The 17,018-nt window shown below is 38.7% G+C and carries 16 protein-coding genes, 2 tRNA genes and 1 pseudogene; 8 read left to right on the plus strand and 11 right to left on the minus strand.

What is annotated here, in order from left to right:
- Positions 1–30 precede the first annotated feature (30 nt).
- Together ACERCG_RS04110 and ACERCG_RS04115 are read right to left on the minus strand one after the other, a co-directional pair.
- A complete protein-coding gene (locus ACERCG_RS04110) occupies positions 31–1,590 on the minus strand; it encodes a subtype B tannase (RefSeq protein ID WP_373610805.1) in 1,560 nt (519 codons plus the stop codon).
- A gap of 119 nt (positions 1,591–1,709) precedes the next feature.
- On the minus strand, positions 1,710–2,573 hold the full coding sequence (locus ACERCG_RS04115) for an EamA/RhaT family transporter (RefSeq protein WP_373610806.1): 864 nt from the start codon (positions 2,571–2,573) through the stop codon (positions 1,710–1,712).
- A gap of 174 nt (positions 2,574–2,747) precedes the next feature.
- On the opposite strand from ACERCG_RS04115, the gene ACERCG_RS04120 reads away from it, so the two are divergent.
- A complete protein-coding gene (locus tag ACERCG_RS04120; protein WP_373610807.1) occupies positions 2,748–3,503 on the plus strand; it encodes an alpha/beta hydrolase in 756 nt (251 codons plus the stop codon).
- 13 nt (positions 3,504–3,516) lie between these two features.
- Here ACERCG_RS04120 and ACERCG_RS04125 read toward each other — a convergent pair.
- Together ACERCG_RS04125 and smrB are read right to left on the minus strand one after the other, a co-directional pair.
- A pseudogene (locus ACERCG_RS04125) lies at positions 3,517–4,002 on the minus strand (YbaK/prolyl-tRNA synthetase associated domain-containing protein).
- Between the two features lie 71 nt (positions 4,003–4,073).
- Positions 4,074–4,607 (minus strand): endonuclease SmrB, encoded by a 534-nt coding sequence (gene smrB, locus ACERCG_RS04130; protein WP_373610884.1) that lies wholly within the window; start codon positions 4,605–4,607, stop codon positions 4,074–4,076.
- A gap of 104 nt (positions 4,608–4,711) precedes the next feature.
- Here smrB and prmB point away from each other — a divergent pair, with 104 nt between their 5' ends.
- Positions 4,712–5,656: a 50S ribosomal protein L3 N(5)-glutamine methyltransferase gene (gene prmB, locus ACERCG_RS04135; RefSeq protein WP_373610808.1), complete on the plus strand. Its 945-nt coding sequence runs from the start codon at positions 4,712–4,714 to the stop codon at positions 5,654–5,656.
- Positions 5,657–5,767: 111 nt separating this feature from the next.
- Here prmB and ACERCG_RS04140 read toward each other — a convergent pair whose 3' ends face one another.
- On the minus strand, positions 5,768–6,091 hold the full coding sequence (locus tag ACERCG_RS04140) for a DUF5358 family protein (RefSeq protein ID WP_373610885.1): 324 nt from the start codon (positions 6,089–6,091) through the stop codon (positions 5,768–5,770).
- A gap of 113 nt (positions 6,092–6,204) precedes the next feature.
- Positions 6,205–7,317, minus strand: coding sequence for a murein transglycosylase A (gene mltA, locus ACERCG_RS04145; protein ID WP_373610809.1), 1,113 nt, complete (start codon positions 7,315–7,317; stop codon positions 6,205–6,207).
- Positions 7,318–7,522: 205 nt separating this feature from the next.
- Here mltA and ACERCG_RS04150 point away from each other — a divergent pair.
- The 3 genes from ACERCG_RS04150 (at position 7,523) to ACERCG_RS04160 (ending at position 9,614) form a co-directional block, all read left to right on the plus strand.
- Positions 7,523–7,599 (plus strand) — tRNA-Met (locus ACERCG_RS04150).
- 159 nt (positions 7,600–7,758) lie between these two features.
- The gene (gene xseA / locus ACERCG_RS04155) at positions 7,759–9,219 is read left to right on the plus strand and encodes an exodeoxyribonuclease VII large subunit (RefSeq protein WP_373610810.1); all 1,461 of its coding nucleotides are present in this window, start codon (positions 7,759–7,761) and stop codon (positions 9,217–9,219) included.
- Positions 9,220–9,528: 309 nt separating this feature from the next.
- Positions 9,529–9,614 (plus strand) — tRNA-Leu (locus ACERCG_RS04160).
- Between the two features lie 141 nt (positions 9,615–9,755).
- On the opposite strand, the gene purF is transcribed toward ACERCG_RS04160, so the two are convergent.
- From purF to argG, 4 genes are all read right to left on the minus strand, one after another.
- Entirely contained in the window at positions 9,756–11,273 is a 1,518-nt protein-coding gene (gene purF / locus ACERCG_RS04165; RefSeq protein WP_373610811.1) for an amidophosphoribosyltransferase, read from the minus strand.
- A 14-nt stretch (positions 11,274–11,287) separates the two neighbouring features.
- Complete coding sequence (locus tag ACERCG_RS04170; protein ID WP_373610812.1) at positions 11,288–11,791, minus strand: CvpA family protein; 504 nt, start codon at positions 11,789–11,791, stop codon at positions 11,288–11,290.
- Positions 11,792–12,023: 232 nt separating this feature from the next.
- Positions 12,024–12,485 (minus strand): ribonuclease HI, encoded by a 462-nt coding sequence (gene rnhA, locus ACERCG_RS04175; RefSeq protein WP_373610813.1) that lies wholly within the window; start codon positions 12,483–12,485, stop codon positions 12,024–12,026.
- Between the two features lie 76 nt (positions 12,486–12,561).
- Complete coding sequence (argG, locus tag ACERCG_RS04180; RefSeq protein WP_373610814.1) at positions 12,562–13,896, minus strand: argininosuccinate synthase; 1,335 nt, start codon at positions 13,894–13,896, stop codon at positions 12,562–12,564.
- Positions 13,897–14,127: 231 nt separating this feature from the next.
- Here argG and ACERCG_RS04185 point away from each other — a divergent pair, with 231 nt between their 5' ends.
- Positions 14,128–14,643 (plus strand): M23 family metallopeptidase, encoded by a 516-nt coding sequence (locus tag ACERCG_RS04185; protein WP_373610815.1) that lies wholly within the window; start codon positions 14,128–14,130, stop codon positions 14,641–14,643.
- Between the two features lie 78 nt (positions 14,644–14,721).
- Complete coding sequence (locus ACERCG_RS04190) at positions 14,722–15,750, plus strand: glycosyltransferase family 9 protein (RefSeq protein WP_373610816.1); 1,029 nt, start codon at positions 14,722–14,724, stop codon at positions 15,748–15,750.
- A 50-nt stretch (positions 15,751–15,800) separates the two neighbouring features.
- Here ACERCG_RS04190 and ACERCG_RS04195 read toward each other — a convergent pair whose 3' ends face one another.
- A complete protein-coding gene (locus ACERCG_RS04195; protein ID WP_373610817.1) occupies positions 15,801–16,562 on the minus strand; it encodes a glycosyltransferase family 2 protein in 762 nt (253 codons plus the stop codon).
- A gap of 117 nt (positions 16,563–16,679) precedes the next feature.
- Here ACERCG_RS04195 and yhbY point away from each other — a divergent pair, with 117 nt between their 5' ends.
- Positions 16,680–16,994 carry a ribosome assembly RNA-binding protein YhbY gene (gene yhbY, locus ACERCG_RS04200; protein ID WP_373610818.1) on the plus strand — a complete coding sequence of 105 codons (315 nt, stop codon included), beginning with the start codon at positions 16,680–16,682 and terminating at the stop codon, positions 16,992–16,994.
- Positions 16,995–17,018 lie beyond the last annotated feature (24 nt).

A 17,018-nucleotide genomic window follows, 5' to 3' on the forward strand; every position in this document is an offset into this window, starting at 1 on the left:
CTTTCGATCTGCTTATTCTACGCTATTTTTTTACTTTTTACCTTTAACGATTTCATCTGCCCATTGGAATAGCTCGTCTAAGTCATAATCGCCCGAATGTGGCACACCCCACGGGGTTTCATAGCTTACATTTTTGCCTGCCATTTGGAGTTTAATCGCTAAAATAGCTGAAATGGCAAGAGAGGTATCACGATCTGCCGTGCCCACTCGAATTCGCCAATGTTCTGCGGCATTTGGATTATCTACATAATACATTGGGTTCATTCGCTTCACAATTTGCGGATCGGCTAAGTTGATATTTTGATTTAATGATCGTTCTGCACTATAGAACGTAAAATGGCGATTATTTTCCGTTGCCGTACCGAATAAATTATTTTCGCCCGATGTGGCATTTAACGTATCAAACGCAGGTGGCGATTTCATTCGTTTATCTGAAAATACATAACCGAACCAATCAACCTTGCTCACTTTTCCCTCTTCAAAAGATAGCCAGCTAATGTCTTGAAAGGCTTTTTGTTCCTCGCTATTTTCCGCTAATTGGCTATAGGCTTTATTTGCCGAATGCTTAATTACATTTGCTAAATAATCTTTGAAAGATCCATTGCCTTTTGAATCAAGAATTAATGAGTTACCTGCTTCATCTACTAAGTTTAAGCTATTGAGATAGACAGGAAAACGCTCTGCCAACTCATTAGAGAGCTTGATTTCAGCCTCATTTAGCGAGCCTTCAATTTTTGGTTTTGGCTTTGAGCGGTCATTAAACTCTGCTGAATTTAATTTGCTCATATCAATACGGCTAAACTCATTCACGCCGTTAAACTGCCATTCATACGCTATATCTGCATTTTCAAGGTTAGTAATTGGCGAATAAGCCGACACAGCAAAGATTTTATCACTTGCTTTCAATGCCCCAATTTCGTTGAAATAAGGCTCATAATCAAAATGATCGGCTGAAGCCCCTAGCAAGGCAGATAATGCCCCTCCTGCACTAGTGCCGTTTGAGATAATTTTATTCGCATCACCCGGCATTGTTTCATCATTTGCGTGCAAATAACGCACAGCTGATTTTAAATCGATAATCGCAGCAGGGGCTTTGCCGATAAATTTCCCCTCTTTTTGTAATGTACGACCTCTTGCCCCAACACTAGCCACCACATAGCCTTTAGACAAGGCAACCAAAATCGCACTTGGTGAATCATCACGCCCTTTTTTATCATAGCTCGCAGCTTTAGCCGGCATATAACCACCTACCGAATTTGGCAAGAAAATAGGGGCAGTAGCCGCGTTATAGCCGTTGATCTCGCCCTCGTTATAATAGGCTTCAGGCACATAAATATTGATTGTTTGATATTCAGGATCAATGGGCTTACTCACATAAACAATTCGTTCAAAAGCTCGGAATTGGATTTTCTCGCCATTTACTTCTGCTTCAACAGGATGGTAGTTTTGAGCGTTAAAATTCAGATCATAACCCGTTTCAGTTTTATTAAAAAAAGGGAGAGACTCTGATGGCTTTTCCGCAGTATTTGCAAAGGTTTGGGCTGTAAAAATACTAGATAAGATACATATTGATAAGGCTTTCAGTTTCATTATTTGTTCCTTTTTGGAATATATGCCTATAAGACTTACAAGCGGTCAAATTTGTTCAGAATTTTACAATTATTTTTAGCTAAAATTAAGGGCGAACCTTAGTTCGCCCCCAATAAAATTTACCGCCAATAAAACAAGCAAATAATCGCTACAATCGCTATCGCCACACCTAAATAGTTCACTTTGTGGATTTTCTCTTTAAAGAAGAACGCCCCAACAAATGTGCCTAAGCAGATTACCCCTAAGTTCATTCCAGTGAAAACTAAGGTTGGGTCATCTTTCATTGCTTGGTGGGCTTGAATGTAGAATAAAATATTACCGAAATTCAGCACACCTAATAACAAGCCAGTTAATACGCTTGGAATATGCCATTGTGTGCGTTTTAGCAGTAAATAGATAAACATAAAACAGCCTGCCCCAATAAAAGCAATGGCTAAGGTAACTGGGAATGCTGAGCCTGTTTTTGCCATCTGTTTGAATAAAATATCGTTTACGCCGTAACCAATCCAAACAAGCGCAAGGCTGATAATCGCAATCTTGCCGCCCTTTTCCATACCCTGATTGCCTTTCCACAATAAACAACCTAATGCCGCAAAAGCCAATAACAGAGCGATCAGTTTATTGCTTGTTACTTGTTCGCCAAAAATGGTAAATGCCGCCAAAATTGGGAGGAATAATGATAAACGCTGTGCCGCATCGGTTCGGATAATGCCTGCAAATTCCAATGCTTTTGCTTGCACTAAGAAAATAGTCGGGAGCGTGATGCTTAAAATCACAAAAATATAGGACGATGGGTTGTTAGCAATAATATCGGTAATAGATTGCCCCTGAAAATCAGGCTTGAGTAATAAAAACGTCATTGATGTGGTTACAATGTAGTTTACCGCAATGCTTTGATCGATACGAATACCTTTTTGGCGTGCAATTTTAATCAACACCCCAACAGTTACACTACATAAAATAGCTAAAATCAGTTGTAACATTTTTTGTTCTCTCCTTTTAAAAATGAACGCCTTATTCTATAAATATGATGAACATTTCGCTAGTAGCAAGCGGTTAAATTTTGCTGAAAATTTGCAAAAAAGTAGAGAGATCCGACCGCTTGTAACAGAAAAATGCTAGAATAATTTCACACAAGCTGTATGAGATTGAATAAAATGGAAAAGCTCTTTGATATTAACGAACAAGGTTTTAGCATTCGCTGTAAGCTTTTTTATGAAAAAGATCTTCACAATATTGAAAATGTGGTGCTGATTCTGCACGGTTTCGGTTCGTCAAAAGATTTAAAATCAAACACTAAATTTGGCGAGCGTTTAACCTCAAAATATAAAGGCTATGCGGCTCTTGCCTTTGATTTCCCTTGCCACGGCAATGATGCTCGTAAAAAACTTTCCGTTGCTGAATGCCAAACCTATCTTGAATTAGTCATTCAGTATGTTAAAACCACCTTGAAAACCAAAAATATCTACGCTTACGGCACAAGTTTCGGTGGCTATTTAACGCTGAAATATATAAATGAAAAAGGCAATCCGTTTCAGAAAATAGCGTTTCGAGCCCCTGCGCTACAAATTTATCACTCATTAATGAACCGAATGTCTGAAGAAGAACGGCAGAAATTAGCTAAAGGGAGAGAAATTTTATGGGGCTTCGACCGCCAAATGAAAATCAGCCAATCCTTTTTCGATGAACTAGCCGAAGCGGATATTACCCAAAACGATTACTTAGACTATGCCGATCAAATGTTAATTTTACACGGCACGGAAGATGAAATGGTGGCATTAAGCACATCACAGCAATTTGCCGATAATAATGTGATTGAGCTTATTCCGATTGAGGGGGCTGATCACGCCTTTTCTAACCCGAAATTAATGGATATTTCTATCGGCAAAATTGTTGATTTTTTTGCCCCTTAGTTTCAACTTATGCCTAATCTTTGGCAAAGTTCACTAAGGTTGGATTGACAATACGTTGGTAATCTTCCGTATTCAAAATAATGGAACGTTCCAACGTACCTGCATTAAAGGCTAATTCATCATAGCGTTCAAATAAACTTGGCTCAGCCACTAACAATAAATCGGAATGAAAACTAAACGGCGGAATTGCCCCAAATACACAGTCGGTCAATTCTGCCACTTCCGCAGGGCTTGCAAGCGAGGCTCTCGCTCCGCCAAGATGTTCAGCAATTTTGCTTAAATCTGCTTGGTAATCTGCAGGTAATATTGCCAACACCGCCTGTTTAATGCCATTTCCTTTTACTTTGCAGACTAATGCCTTTGCCCCTTGCCCTAGCTCCGTGCCACGAATTTTCGCCACTTCTTCCGATTTCCCAGCAGAAGAATGCTCCACCACTCGATAACGAGCCTAATGTGAATCTAATAATGCTGTGAGTTGTTGAAAAGTTTGTTCTGACATTGTTTCTCCTTAAAAACTTACAAAACAATAACAAGCGGTCTTTTTTACTCAAAACTTGCAATTTTCTAATTTTAACGCCCAAACATTTTCTCAGGGTTTTCGGGTTGCTCAACTAAAATCAGAATAGCCGCATCGCCACCCCACTCTTTTGGAGCTTGGTATAAAGCCATAATTTTCGGGTGTTGAACCAACCAGCGAGGGATCTGATCTTTCAGCGTTCGAGTACCAAAGCCTGTCATAATGCTGGCACAAAATACTTTTTCACGCTCACACGCTAGAATTAATGCGGCTAACTCTTTCTTTGCTTTTTCTCTGGTTAAACCGTGCAGATCCAAAAATAGTTCTGGCTGAAAATCGCCCCGTCTGAGCTGCTTTAAAATGTAAGGATCAACATCTTCACGTAGATATTTCACTTTTTCATTTTCTTCTTTGAGCAAAGGCTCGTATTCATCAGAAAAATAGAACTCAATATCTGCTTTTTCTTTTAATTCCCGCAATTCCTGTAATTTTTTACGAGGTTCTAATTTTGCGACATAAGTATTCTGCTCAATCTTTTTCGTGCCTTTTGTTGCCTCTCTAAATAAGGCAAATTCATCTTCTAACATCTTCTCTGACATAATCTTTTCCTTCTTATTGATTTTTACATTCTAACACAAAGCAAAATATGGTATAAAACAGCAATTCTATAATTATGTAAAAGGCACTTAAAATGTTTAAATATAATATCGAACTCCTTGATGAAATTGCCGCTCTTCCTGTTGTAAATGATCTATCCACTATTCAAGATATGATGCGTTGGGCGTATAGCTATTTCAATGCTTCTGATCTTTACTACGGACACGGCTATGATAACGCTTGGGACGAAGCTCAACAATTGGTGTTAGCAGGGCTTTATCTGCCTTTTGACGTACCGGAAGTACTTTACTCTTCCCGATTAACCCGAGCGGAAAAAGAGCGGGTTATTCATTTAATTTGCGAGCGTTTAGGCTCTCGCAAACCTGTGGCTTATTTAACGCATTCAGCGTGGTTCTGTGGCAGCGAATATTATGTGGACGAGCGAGTAATAGTGCCACGTTCACCAATCGGTGAGCTAATTAAAAAAGGCTTTAAAGGTATTATTAAAAACGAACCTCGCCGCATTTTAGATATGTGTACAGGCAGCGGTTGTATTGCCATTGCTTGTGCAGAACGTTTTCCTGAAGCAGAAGTTGATGCGGTTGATCTTTCACTTGATGCGTTAGATGTGGCTCAAATTAATATTGAACGTCATCAAGTATCGCACCGAGTTTTCCCGATCAGCTCTGATCTCTTTAACGATATTCCGCAAGATAAATATGATTTAATCGTAACGAATCCGCCTTATGTGGACGAAGAAGATTTAGGCGATATGCCACAAGAGTTTCATCACGAGCCTGAATTAGCACTCGGTTCTGGCAAAGATGGCTTAGATTTAACCAAACGAATTCTAGCTCAAGCCGCCGATTATTTGAATGATAATGGCGTATTAGTGTGCGAGGTAGGCAATAGTATGGTGCATTTAATTGAACAATTCCCAAGTGTGCCGTTTAATTGGCTGGAATTTGAAAATGGTGGGTTGGGTGTGTTTAGTTTAACTAAAGAAGAACTAGTAAAATATCGTCATTTTTTTATCTAAATAATGCTTCCTGAAGGGGGCTGATAGCCCCTATAACAAAATAGGCATAATAGTTACTACTATGCCTGTTTTTTGTTATTGCTTTTTCCTCTGCTGTTCTGCTAAGGCATTTTACATACGCTGGTATATTTCTCGATAAGTCGGTTTAAAAGCATTACACTTCTCTTGATCTACGTTTGCCTCTTGATGATTGAACTTATGATGTTGCTGGTGAAAATATTCCATTGAGGCTTTATCATTTTGCATCGCAAGAAAATTTTCTCGCCCCAATAACTCATTTAACACTTGCTGCTCAAAATATTGCATTGTTAAATGCTCAGCCATGTTCCAGTTGGCATAAATCTTCTGATAATCAGGCTTCGCTAGAGCAGGATAGATACATTGTTCAATATTATTTAGCTGACGGACTAAAATCTTAACGTCTAATTCGGAAATTTTATATTTCGGCTCGTTAGAAGCGGGCGAATTTTCCGAATTATTTGCAAATGTAAAAGACTAACTAAATAAGAGAGCTATTAACGCTTTTTTTAACATATTATCAGCTTAAATTAGTTGAGAACCCAAACACGTCCGTAGTGCTTCATTAAACCTGCAACGTGTCCTGCTTTATCGCCAATGCCTTGATATAAATCGAAGTGATGACCTTTCACTGCACCACCTACATCAAGGGCAACCATTAAACGCATCTCGTGTCTGCCAGTCCAGTTACCATTGTTATCAATCAATGGCATTTCAACCAACAACACACTACCAGAAGGTACAATACTACGATCTGATGCCACAGAAGCTAATGGAATTAACGGCACACCTGCAGAACCTTTTACTTTGCCATAAGGATCGTTTTGGAAGAACACATAAGATGGATTACGCTCTAACAAGCCTTGAACACGACTAGGGTTACGAGCTCCCCATTCACGAATGGCTTGAACAGACATTTTCTCTTTCGGAATTTCGCCATCTTCAACTAATAAACGCCCAACACTTGCATATTTAAAGCCGTTTTGCCCTGCATAAGCAAAATAGTTTAGGTTGCCATCGCCAAAATCGACATAGCCACTGCCTTGCACGCCTAATAAGAAGTTATCGAGCATCGAATTACTATAAGCGAGTTCTAAACCTTGACCACGCAATGCTCCTGCATAAATTTCTGCACGAGAAAAACGTTTGTTCGATGGCATTGCATAAATAGGGTGTTGGAATTGCCCCTGTGGCGTGCGGCGAGCTTTAATTACAGGCGAATAATAACCTGTCACTAATACATTTTGATAACCATCTTCGCCACGCATTAAACGTGTACTGATTCCATATTGAGCAAGATCATTAATATTTGCACCTGATGCAATCCAACGGCTGACTTTACCATAAGACAATGCGTGTGTATTCGCTAAGCGACTACTATAAGTTCTGACATTAGACAGCTGTTGTAAAAAATCGTTCTGATTCACAGGAGCAGCATTTAAACTTAAACGACCACTCTGAAAATGTGTACCATAAGGCATAAATTGACGACCACTATATTTCGCTCCAAATTTTGCCTTATCGGCATCATAAGAGGTTGAGCCACTCTTTTTACTCGGTGTAGAAGAACAACCAACCAAAATACCGGCAACTAAAGCCACCGTTGTAGCAGCGATTGATTTTTTATATGCTTTCCAATTCATCGAAAATCCTTTCATCGTTAATAAAATGTAAAAGATGAAGCATAGCAAAAATGCTATTTAAATAAAACAAGAATATAGTTTGTTTGTTTTTTAACACAGCAAACGAATTTTTATACTATTGCTGTTTTAAATTAAATCACTTAGAATGATTTTTTATAATTTCACTTGTCATTATGCCAAATTGATATATTATATACACATCAGACGCGGGGTGGAGCAGCTTGGTAGCTCGTCGGGCTCATAACCCGAAGGTCGTTGGTTCAAATCCGGCCCCCGCAACCAAATTTCAAACCCTTGATTTTATCGAGGGTTTTTCTTTATCTGGCTATTCGCAATTTGCAAAAAATTCTCAAAAAATGACCGCTTGTTTCTGACAAATACTTCCTCTCTCCTTGATTTCTCGCTACACTAAAATCAATTTCTTTATTTTCTTCTTGAATTATGTGCAATATCTTAACTGTTACCCAACTAAATTATTCTGTTCGCAATCTGCTTGAAATGGAGCTCAATCAAGTTTGGCTCACAGGCGAAATTTCTAATTTCAGTCAACCCGTCTCAGGGCATTGGTATCTCACCTTAAAAGATGACAAAGCCCAAGTGCGTGCAGCGATGTTCAAGATGAAAAATGCGAGAGTGAATTTTCGTCCGCAAAATGGTATGCAGGTTTTAGTTCGGGCAAGTGTAACCTTGTATGAACCAAGAGGCGATTATCAGCTTATTATTGAAAGTATGCAACCAGCGGGAGAAGGTTTGCTACAACAACAATTTGAAGAGCTTAAAATGAAATTAGCCTCTCAAGGGCTATTTGCTCAAGAGCATAAGAAGCCTATTCCACCATTTGTAAAACGGGTTGGAATTATTACTTCATCTAGTGGGGCGGCATTACAAGATATTCTGCATATTTTACAACGCCGAGATCCGAGTTTAGAAGTGATGATTTACCCAACCTTAGTGCAAGGAAAAGAAGCCACACAAGATATTGTGAATACTATAGAACTTGCCAATCACCGTAATGAATGTGATGTGCTGATTGTTGGGCGTGGTGGTGGCTCATTAGAGGATTTATGGTGCTTTAACGAAGAAGCTGTGGCTTATGCGATTTACCGTTCCAACATTCCGATTATCAGTGCGGTTGGGCACGAAACCGATGTAACCATTGCCGATTTTGTTGCCGATTTGCGAGCGCCAACCCCTTCGGCTGCGGCAGAATTGGTTAGCCGTGATCAAAACGAGCTAAAACGCCAATTACAACATCAATTTGATAAAGTCAATTTAGCTTTTGACAGACTTTGGACTGCAAAAATAACTCGCTTCCAACAGCTGAATTTACGCCTAAATGCTCAACACCCAATGAAGCATATTCAAGCTCGCCAACAAAAGTTTGACTATATTAAATATAGGCTCGAACAGGCTATCTATAAATTACTTTCTAAGAAAGCCCAGCAAACGAAAGAACTCAATTTACGCTTAACCAACCAACACCCACAAAAGCAGATAGAACGCCAATGCCAACGATTAGCTCAAATTGAACAAAGACTACACTGGCAAATAGTGCAAAAACTTAATAAAAAACAACAGCAATGGAAAAATGTTATTCAGCGTTTTGAGCGAAACCCACTTCCCTACCAAGTAAATCAACAACAAACAGTGTTGGCAAAATTTTCTCAACGCTTAAATTATGCAATCGAAAAAACAATGCTTAAAGAGCAACAATATTTCCAAGAACTCTGTACTAAATTGGAAGGGCTAAGCCCATTGAAAATCCTCACTCGTGGCTACTCAATCACACAAACAGAAGAGGGAAAAATGCTCACTTCAAGCAGTGATATCAAGGCAGGAGAGATCATTATTACCCAACTAAAAACAGGAAAAATAAGAAGTCAAGTAGTGGATTTTTTGTAGGGTATTTTTTGAACGTTACCAATTTTAAAAATTAATTATATAAAAATCAGTAGGTTAAATATTTATAAACAGGGTTGTTCACTTACTTATCCACAGATGATGTGTATAACTATTTTTGTAAAAATGAATCGAATGCTGAATTTTAAATCAACCAATTTTTTAGGTGTTTTTTACGCTTGCACAAGCGGTCATATTTTTCTATAATCTCGCAAAATTAAGCTAGTGTGGCTAAATTGGTAGACGCAGCGGATCAAAATCTTATGTATAAACTAATAGGACATACAGGCAATTGAGTAAAAAGCACTCCTAGCCTGAGTGATGAAATTGGTAGACATGACGGATTCAAAATCCGTTGGTGAATAACCGTGTCGGTTCGAGTCCGACCTCAGGCACCATTTCAAATTCTTCTTTGCTTAAAGAAACTCTGATTTTTTAGAACTAATTACCAGATCAAGTTTGGCTTTTCTGCAAATAAGGTTAGCAGCTATTTTGTCTAATTCCAAAAAAACTCGCAGCTTGGGCTGCGAGTTTTCTTTTTATCTTTCATTATGGATTTCCAAGTTTGTAGCTTGTTTTGCCGCTTTTACCTTAGCTTTATCGTTGCGAGATTTCGCAATCGCATCTAAATAGCATTTATCCACATCGCCTGTGATGTATTCGCCCGTAAAGACGGAATCATCAAAATTGTGAATGGTTGGATTTTCTATTTGAATTGATTTATAAAGTGCGTCTAAATCCTGGAAAATCAGTTTATCGACGCTAATCATATCTGCTACTTCTTCTACCGAGCGATCATAAGCTACTAATTCTTCACAAGTCGGCATATCAATGCCATACACATTTGGGTAGCGAATTTCCGGAGCTGCTGATGCAAAATAAACACGTTTTGCCCCAGCGGCTCTTGCCATTTCTACAATCTGCTCAGAAGTCGTGCCTCGAACAATAGAGTCATCAACTAACAACACACTTTTACCTTTAAACTCAGAGGCAATCGCATTGAGCTTACGGCGAACTGAGCTTTTACGCTGTGCTTGACCGGGCATAATAAAGGTGCGAGCTACATAGCGGTTTTTCACAAAACCTTGTCTATACGGCTTATAAAGTACATTTGCAATACGCACCGCAATATCGTTTGAAGTTTCTGGAATTGGGATAACCACATCAATATCATCAACAATACGCCCCCACTCACGTTTGATTTTTTCGCCTAATAGCTCTCCCATATGCACACGAGCTGCATAAACAGAAACACCATCAATCACAGAATCAGGGCGGGCAAAGTAAACGTACTCAAAAATACAAGGATTTAATTTGGGGTTATCGGCACAAATTTGGGAGTGTAATTCACCATCAAAAGTAATATAGATGGCTTCCCCCGGTAACACATCTCGCACGAAATCAAATCCTACTACATCTAATGCAACACTTTCTGAAGCAAACATATATTCGGTTTTGCCTTCAACTTCACGTTTACCTAATACAAGTGGACGAATGCCGAAAGGATCACGAAATGCAACCATACCATGTCCGATAATCATTGCAATACAGGCATAAGCCCCATGAATGCTATTATTGGTTTTGCGTACCGTTTCAAAAATATTTTCTGGGCTTAGATGTTGAGTTGAATAAAGATCTAAGAAATAAGCAAAAATATTAAGCAGAGATTCAGAATCTGAATTGGTATTAACGTGACGGCGAGCTTCATTAAACAAACGCTCTTTAAGAGCCGCATTATTGGTTAAATTGCCATTATGCACAAGCGTAATACCAAATGGCGAATTTACATAGAAAGGTTGCGCTTCTGATACACTTGAGCTACCCGCCGTTGGGTAACGAACGTGTCCGATGCCCACATTACCTTGTAAACGCAACATATGTTCTTGTTGGAATACATCGCTTACTAAGCCATTTGCCTTACGTAAGCGGAAACGATTTTCGTCATCTATGGTAACGATACCTGCGGCATCTTGTCCTCGGTGTTGAAGTAATGTTAAACCATCATAAATCGCCTGATTAACCGGCGAGTTCCCAATAATACCGACAATGCCGCACATATAGAAAAACCTCTTTATTTAGTCGAGTTTAGAAAAGTAGAATTTGTTTGTAACTGTTCAAAAAACCATTTCACAATAAAGTCAAAATGTGGAATTAATAACGATGATTTCCATAATTCCGTTTGGCTTGCTTGCGTAAAGGTATCTAAGAAAAATAAAATTGCCGAAACAATTAAAATGCCGCGTAATGCTCCAAAAGCACCACCTAAAATACGGTCGGTAACAGACAAGCCACTTAAGTCAATCACCTTGCCTAATAAGCCGTTAATTACGCCACATATAATTAAGGTTAAAACGAATAAAATAGCTGCTGCTAAGCCATTGCGTAAAAATTCTGAATTTTGCAGGTAAACTGAGTTTATCTGCGTGAAATAGCCACTTAGATAAGGGTAAAACGAGCTTGCCACAAAAAAAGCAATTACCCACCCCAATAGCGATAACGCCTCATTAGTAAACCCTCGCCATAAACTTACCAATACAGAAAAAGCAATGATTCCGATAACAATTAAATCAACCATAAAAAACCTTAAGAGCTTAAGCCCTGCTATTCTACAAAAAAAGAAAACGTTTGCGTAGCCCTATTTTGTTAAAAGATGATAATCTACGCAAAATAACAAGCGGTAAGATTTTTTGAAAATTTTGCAGATTGCAAATTCTTCGTAACAAACGCTTTGCGTTTGAACATTGGCTTTGCCAACGGTTCCGAAGGAGCTAGCGTAGCAAGTAAATATAACCGCTTGTAAAAAATGCCTATTCTACAATATAGCCGACATCATCTAAAGTCGGATTATTTGCCCCGTTTTTCGCAAGCTCATCACAAATTTCATTTTCACGATGCCCTGAATGCCCTTTCACCCAAGCCCATTCAATTTGATGGCGTTGAATTTCTTTATCTAACGCAATCCATAAGTCTTTATTTTTAACGGGTTTCTTATTACTGGTTTTCCAGTCATTTTTTTTCCAATTAAAAATCCATTTCTGAATGCCATTTTTCATATATTGGCTATCACTATTCAGTTGCACTTTGCAAGGCTCTTTCAGCATTGATAATGCCTCAATGACGGCACGCAATTCCATTCGGTTATTGGTGGTTTGGAAATAACCTTTGCTGACGGTTTTCTCGTGTCCGTTATAGCGAAGTAAAATGCCAATACCCCCTTTACCGGGATTGCCTAAACAAGAACCATCTGTAAAAATTTCAACTAGTTTCATCGTATTTATCTTTGAAAACAAAAGCCCCAAAGCCTTAACTTTGGGGCTGTGCTACTCATATAAGTATTATTTTTACCTAACTATTTTTCCCTAATTGCGGAATTACGCTATTGTTAGCCGCTAATAAACCAGCATCGGTGTACACTGCTAATTTGCCTCGTGTATCCACAATATCCAAGTTACGCATTGTTAATTGACCGATACGATCTGCTGGCGTAAATGGTGCCTCTTCCACTTTTTCCATACTTAAACGTTCTGCTTCGTAAGTTAAGTTTGGCGATTCTGTGTTCAGAATAGTGAAGTCATTACCACGACGTAACTCAAGGGTTACAGTGCCTGTGATCGCTTTTGCCACCCAACGTTGAGCCGTTTCACGTAGCATTAAGGCTTGTGGGTCAAACCAACGACCTTGATATAATAAGCGACCTAAACGTAAACCGTTGATGCGGTATTGTTCAATCGTATCTTCGTTATGAATACCTGTTACTAAACGCTCGTAAGCGATGTGTAATAACGCCATTCCCGGTGCTTCATAAATACCACGAGATTTCGCTTCAATAATGCGGTTTTCAATTTGATCTGACATACCTAAACCGTGTCTGCCACCGATACGGTTAGCTTCCATAATAAGCTCTACTACATCATCAATACGTTTACCGTTTAATGCAACAGGTACACCTTCTTCAAAGGTAACAGAAACCGTTTCTGGTTTGATTTCAACTGATTCGTCCCAGAATGCTACGCCCATAATTGGCTTAACAATCTTCATTCCTGTGCTTAATTCTTCTAAATCTTTCGCTTCGTGCGTTGCACCTAGCATATTTGAGTCGGTTGAGTAGGCTTTTTCAACAGACATTTTATAATCAAAGCCGTTCTCAATTAAGAATTTTGACATTTCTAAACGACCGCCAAGCTCATCAATGAAAAGTTGGTCTAACCACGGTTTATAGATTTTTAATTTTGGGTTAGTTAATAAACCATAACGGTAGAAACGCTCGATATCATTACCTTTAAAGGTTGAACCATCACCCCAAATGTTTACATCATCTTCTTTCATTGCTGCAACAAGCATTGTACCCGTTACCGCTCGACCAAGCGGAGTTGTATTGAAATAAGGAATGCCACCTGTTGAAATATGGAATGCACCACATTGAATAGCTGCAATCCCTTCGTGGGCTAATTGTTGGCGGCAATCAATTAAACGAGCATTTTCGGCACCATATTCCATTGCTTTTTTCGGAATTGCATTATAGTCATCTTCATCTGGCTGACCTAAATTTGCGGTGTAAGCATAAGGCACTGCCCCTTTTTTACGCATCCATAAAAGTGCTGCTGAAGTATCTAAACCGCCTGAAAATGCGATACCAACTTTCTGACCTAAAGGTAAAGCTTCTAAAATTGTTGCTGACATACGAATTCCTATACATTTTGAAAGTAAAAACAATTAAACGCAAACGCTTTCGTATGCGTTCAAGGCATATATTCTAGCTGAAAACCGTTAAAATTTCATCTAAAATTTGTGCATACGATTTGCAAATTTTCCGTAACAAACGCCTTGCGTTTAAACGTTGGCTTTGCCAATGGTTCCGAAGTAGCGAGTAAAAACAACCGCTTGTTATATTAATTTTTTTAAGAGAACAATATGTTTAAAAAATGCTTAATAGGGATTATCGTGATTTTTATGGTTTTTATCAGTATTGAACACTTCAAAATTCCTTATCTCTATGATTATTTGCGATGGATACCCACATTACAGCAAGGCATTCCAACTGAAAAAAGTTTGCCAAACCCTGTTGCAGGGCAACGTTTCATTGATAGTTGGCATAGCCCCAGAAGTGGCGGGCGTAAGCACGAAGGCGTAGATATTTTTGCCCCGAGAGGAACACCAATTCGTAGTACCACGAGCGGACTAGTAGTAAGAATTAGTACAAACAAATTAGGCGGTAAAGTAGTTTCAATAATGACAGGCAGAACCGTACATTATTACGCCCATTTAGAAGATTATGGCAATATTTCTCGTCATCAATGGATTGAACAAGGCGAAATCATCGGCACAGTAGGCGACAGCGGTAATGCTAAAGGCACTCCGCCTCACTTACATTATGGTATTTATACCCCAAGTGGAGCGATAAACCCGTATCCGTTGATTAAGCAATAATTTGGAAAAATCAATTCATTCAAAAATCACCTATAAAAAAGTATAATTTATTCAACTGTTTGAACTAGAGAAATCAAAATGAAAAAACTACTTGTGATCCGAAATGACAAAATCGGCGATTTTATGGTCTGTTTTCCCGCATTTGCAATGTTGAAGCAATCTTTGCCCGAAGTGGAAATAACTGCACTTGTGCCAAGTTATACCGCCCCACTTGCAGAGCTTTGTCCTTCTATTGATAAGGTAATTATTGATACAGCAAATAAGAAAGATAAAAATGAATTTAACCGTATTTTACAAACGGTTAAAAATGAGCAGTTTGATGCAGTAATTTGTTTTGTATCAGATTGGTACAATGCAAAATTGACTTGGCAAAGTGGCATTAAGCATCGTCTAGCGCCAGCAACGAAATTATTCCAATTTTTATATAATCATCGCTTAACGCAACGCCGTTCTCAATCAGCGAAAGCGGAGTCAGAATATAATTTAGATTTAGCTCGTGCATTTTTAACTAAACATAAAACTAACATTGTAGAGCCTAGTACGCCTTATTTAACATTTGATGAAAAAACTATTCAAACGCAAAAAGCAAAATTATGCGAGCAACTAAATATTACTAGTGCTAAAAAATGGCTGTTTGTACATAGCTCCACAGGTGGGTCTGCCAATAATTTATCCCTTGAGCAATATGCTGATTTAATTCAAGGTATTTTGGCGGAGTTTGATTGCTATGTGATTTTAACGGCAGGAAAAGGCGAGAGTGAAAAAGCAAATGCTTTAGCTGAAAAAGTAAATCATCAAAATGTGGTGGCGTATGATAAAAATGATGGGTTGCAAGATTTCTCTCGCTCGCTTTCTTGTGCTGATCTGTTTATCGCAGGCTCAACGGGGCCACTGCATATTAGCGGTGCATTGAATATTCCAACGATTGGGTTTTACCCAAGCCGTCTTTCTGCGATTCCTCGCCGTTGGAAACCGATTAATGATATTGATAAGCACATTGCATTCTGCCCACCATCTGATAAAGCCTCGCAGATGAATTTAACCTTAATTTCAATCCCTAACACACTGGAAACTATTGTTCCCTTTATAAGGAAAATCTGGGCTTAGATCATAAATCCCCTCTTTCTTTGAGTCAGAGGGGATTTAACCAAGCAAAATTACGCTTTTCTTGTACGATTCCACAAATCCGCATATTTTACAAAAGTAGAATGTGCGGAAAGTACAGCCAATAAAAAGCCCTGTTTCCCATCTAAAAAACCTGCTTTTAGCAGATACATTTTCACAAAACAGCCAATAGCGTGTGTGACGCCATCAAACAAAGAAGCGGTTTTCCCTGCATTCGCTCGTTGAACCGCCCACGCTTTAGCATAGCTTGCAGATTTCACTAAATAATGATGAATATCTTTGTAGGTAAAATGCAATAAATCACCTTGTAGTTTATTGATGATTGCCTCTTTCGGATAATGGACTTTTTCGTGAACTAATTCATCGCCATATTTAGCAAAATCCGTTCTATATAATCTCACCACATAATCAGGATACCAACCCGAATGACGAATTTGCTTGCCAAAGACTTCACTTAAGCGACTAATTTTGTAAACCGTATTTTTTTCGTCTTTTTCGACCGCTTGTAAAATGGATTGCTTTAGTTCTTCGGTTACTCGCTCATCGGCATCAAGCCAAAGCACATAATCGCTTGTTACATATTGTTGAGCAAGCTGGCGTTGTTTACCAAAACCTTGCCAATCGGTATTGGTATAAAATTTTGCGTTATAGGCTGCGGCAATTTGTGCTGTTTCATCTGTACTGCCGCTATCTAAAATCACAATTTCATCAACCCAGCCTTTTACGGTGTCTAAGCACTCTGCCAAATCTTGAGCTTCGTTTTTTACAATCATTGCAACACTTAATGTTGGCATAACCTGTCCTTTTTTTGTTATTGCGGTAATTCATTCATTTTACTTTAAAAATGAGCGGTTTTGTGCTATTTTTTCTACGCCAAATTTTATTTTACAACCAAATGAATGGATAAAAGAATGTCAATTAAATTAACAACCAAACAAAAGCAATATTTAAAAGGTTTAGCACACCATTTAAGCCCTGTTGTAATGCTAGGCGGTAACGGCTTAACCGAAGGTGTTCTAGCTGAAATCGATAACGCATTAGAACACCACGAACTGATTAAAGTAAAGGTAGCAGGTGCAGATCGTGAAACGAAACAACTCATTATTGATGCGATTTTGCGTGAAACAAAGGCTGCCGAAGTGCAAACCATCGGGCATATTCTAGTGCTTTACCGCCAAAGCGAAGAGAAGAAAATCACTTTACCAAAAGCGACTAAAGCTATCTAAATTTGCAAAATTTTTCAAAAATAT

This window comes from Mannheimia sp. E30BD (genome assembly GCF_041807785.1).
Lineage (GTDB): Bacteria > Pseudomonadota > Gammaproteobacteria > Enterobacterales > Pasteurellaceae > Mannheimia.

What these genes read in the sequence shown, in the direction of transcription:
- ACERCG_RS04110 (WP_373610805.1), bottom strand. Translation starts at nt 1,590, where the DNA reads ATGAAACTGAAAGCCTTATCAATATGTATCTTATCTAGTATTTTTACA.
- ACERCG_RS04115 (WP_373610806.1), bottom strand. Translation starts at nt 2,573, where the DNA reads ATGTTACAACTGATTTTAGCTATTTTATGTAGTGTAACTGTTGGGGTG.
- ACERCG_RS04120 (WP_373610807.1), top strand. Translation starts at nt 2,748, where the DNA reads ATGGAAAAGCTCTTTGATATTAACGAACAAGGTTTTAGCATTCGCTGT.
- smrB (WP_373610884.1), bottom strand. Translation starts at nt 4,607, where the DNA reads ATGTTAGAAGATGAATTTGCCTTATTTAGAGAGGCAACAAAAGGCACG.
- prmB (WP_373610808.1), top strand. Translation starts at nt 4,712, where the DNA reads ATGTTTAAATATAATATCGAACTCCTTGATGAAATTGCCGCTCTTCCT.
- mltA (WP_373610809.1), bottom strand. Translation starts at nt 7,317, where the DNA reads ATGAATTGGAAAGCATATAAAAAATCAATCGCTGCTACAACGGTGGCT.
- xseA (WP_373610810.1), top strand. Translation starts at nt 7,759, where the DNA reads ATGTGCAATATCTTAACTGTTACCCAACTAAATTATTCTGTTCGCAAT.
- purF (WP_373610811.1), bottom strand. Translation starts at nt 11,273, where the DNA reads ATGTGCGGCATTGTCGGTATTATTGGGAACTCGCCGGTTAATCAGGCG.
- ACERCG_RS04170 (WP_373610812.1), bottom strand. Translation starts at nt 11,791, where the DNA reads ATGGTTGATTTAATTGTTATCGGAATCATTGCTTTTTCTGTATTGGTA.
- rnhA (WP_373610813.1), bottom strand. Translation starts at nt 12,485, where the DNA reads ATGAAACTAGTTGAAATTTTTACAGATGGTTCTTGTTTAGGCAATCCC.
- argG (WP_373610814.1), bottom strand. Translation starts at nt 13,896, where the DNA reads ATGTCAGCAACAATTTTAGAAGCTTTACCTTTAGGTCAGAAAGTTGGT.
- ACERCG_RS04185 (WP_373610815.1), top strand. Translation starts at nt 14,128, where the DNA reads ATGTTTAAAAAATGCTTAATAGGGATTATCGTGATTTTTATGGTTTTT.
- ACERCG_RS04190 (WP_373610816.1), top strand. Translation starts at nt 14,722, where the DNA reads ATGAAAAAACTACTTGTGATCCGAAATGACAAAATCGGCGATTTTATG.
- ACERCG_RS04195 (WP_373610817.1), bottom strand. Translation starts at nt 16,562, where the DNA reads ATGCCAACATTAAGTGTTGCAATGATTGTAAAAAACGAAGCTCAAGAT.
- yhbY (WP_373610818.1), top strand. Translation starts at nt 16,680, where the DNA reads ATGTCAATTAAATTAACAACCAAACAAAAGCAATATTTAAAAGGTTTA.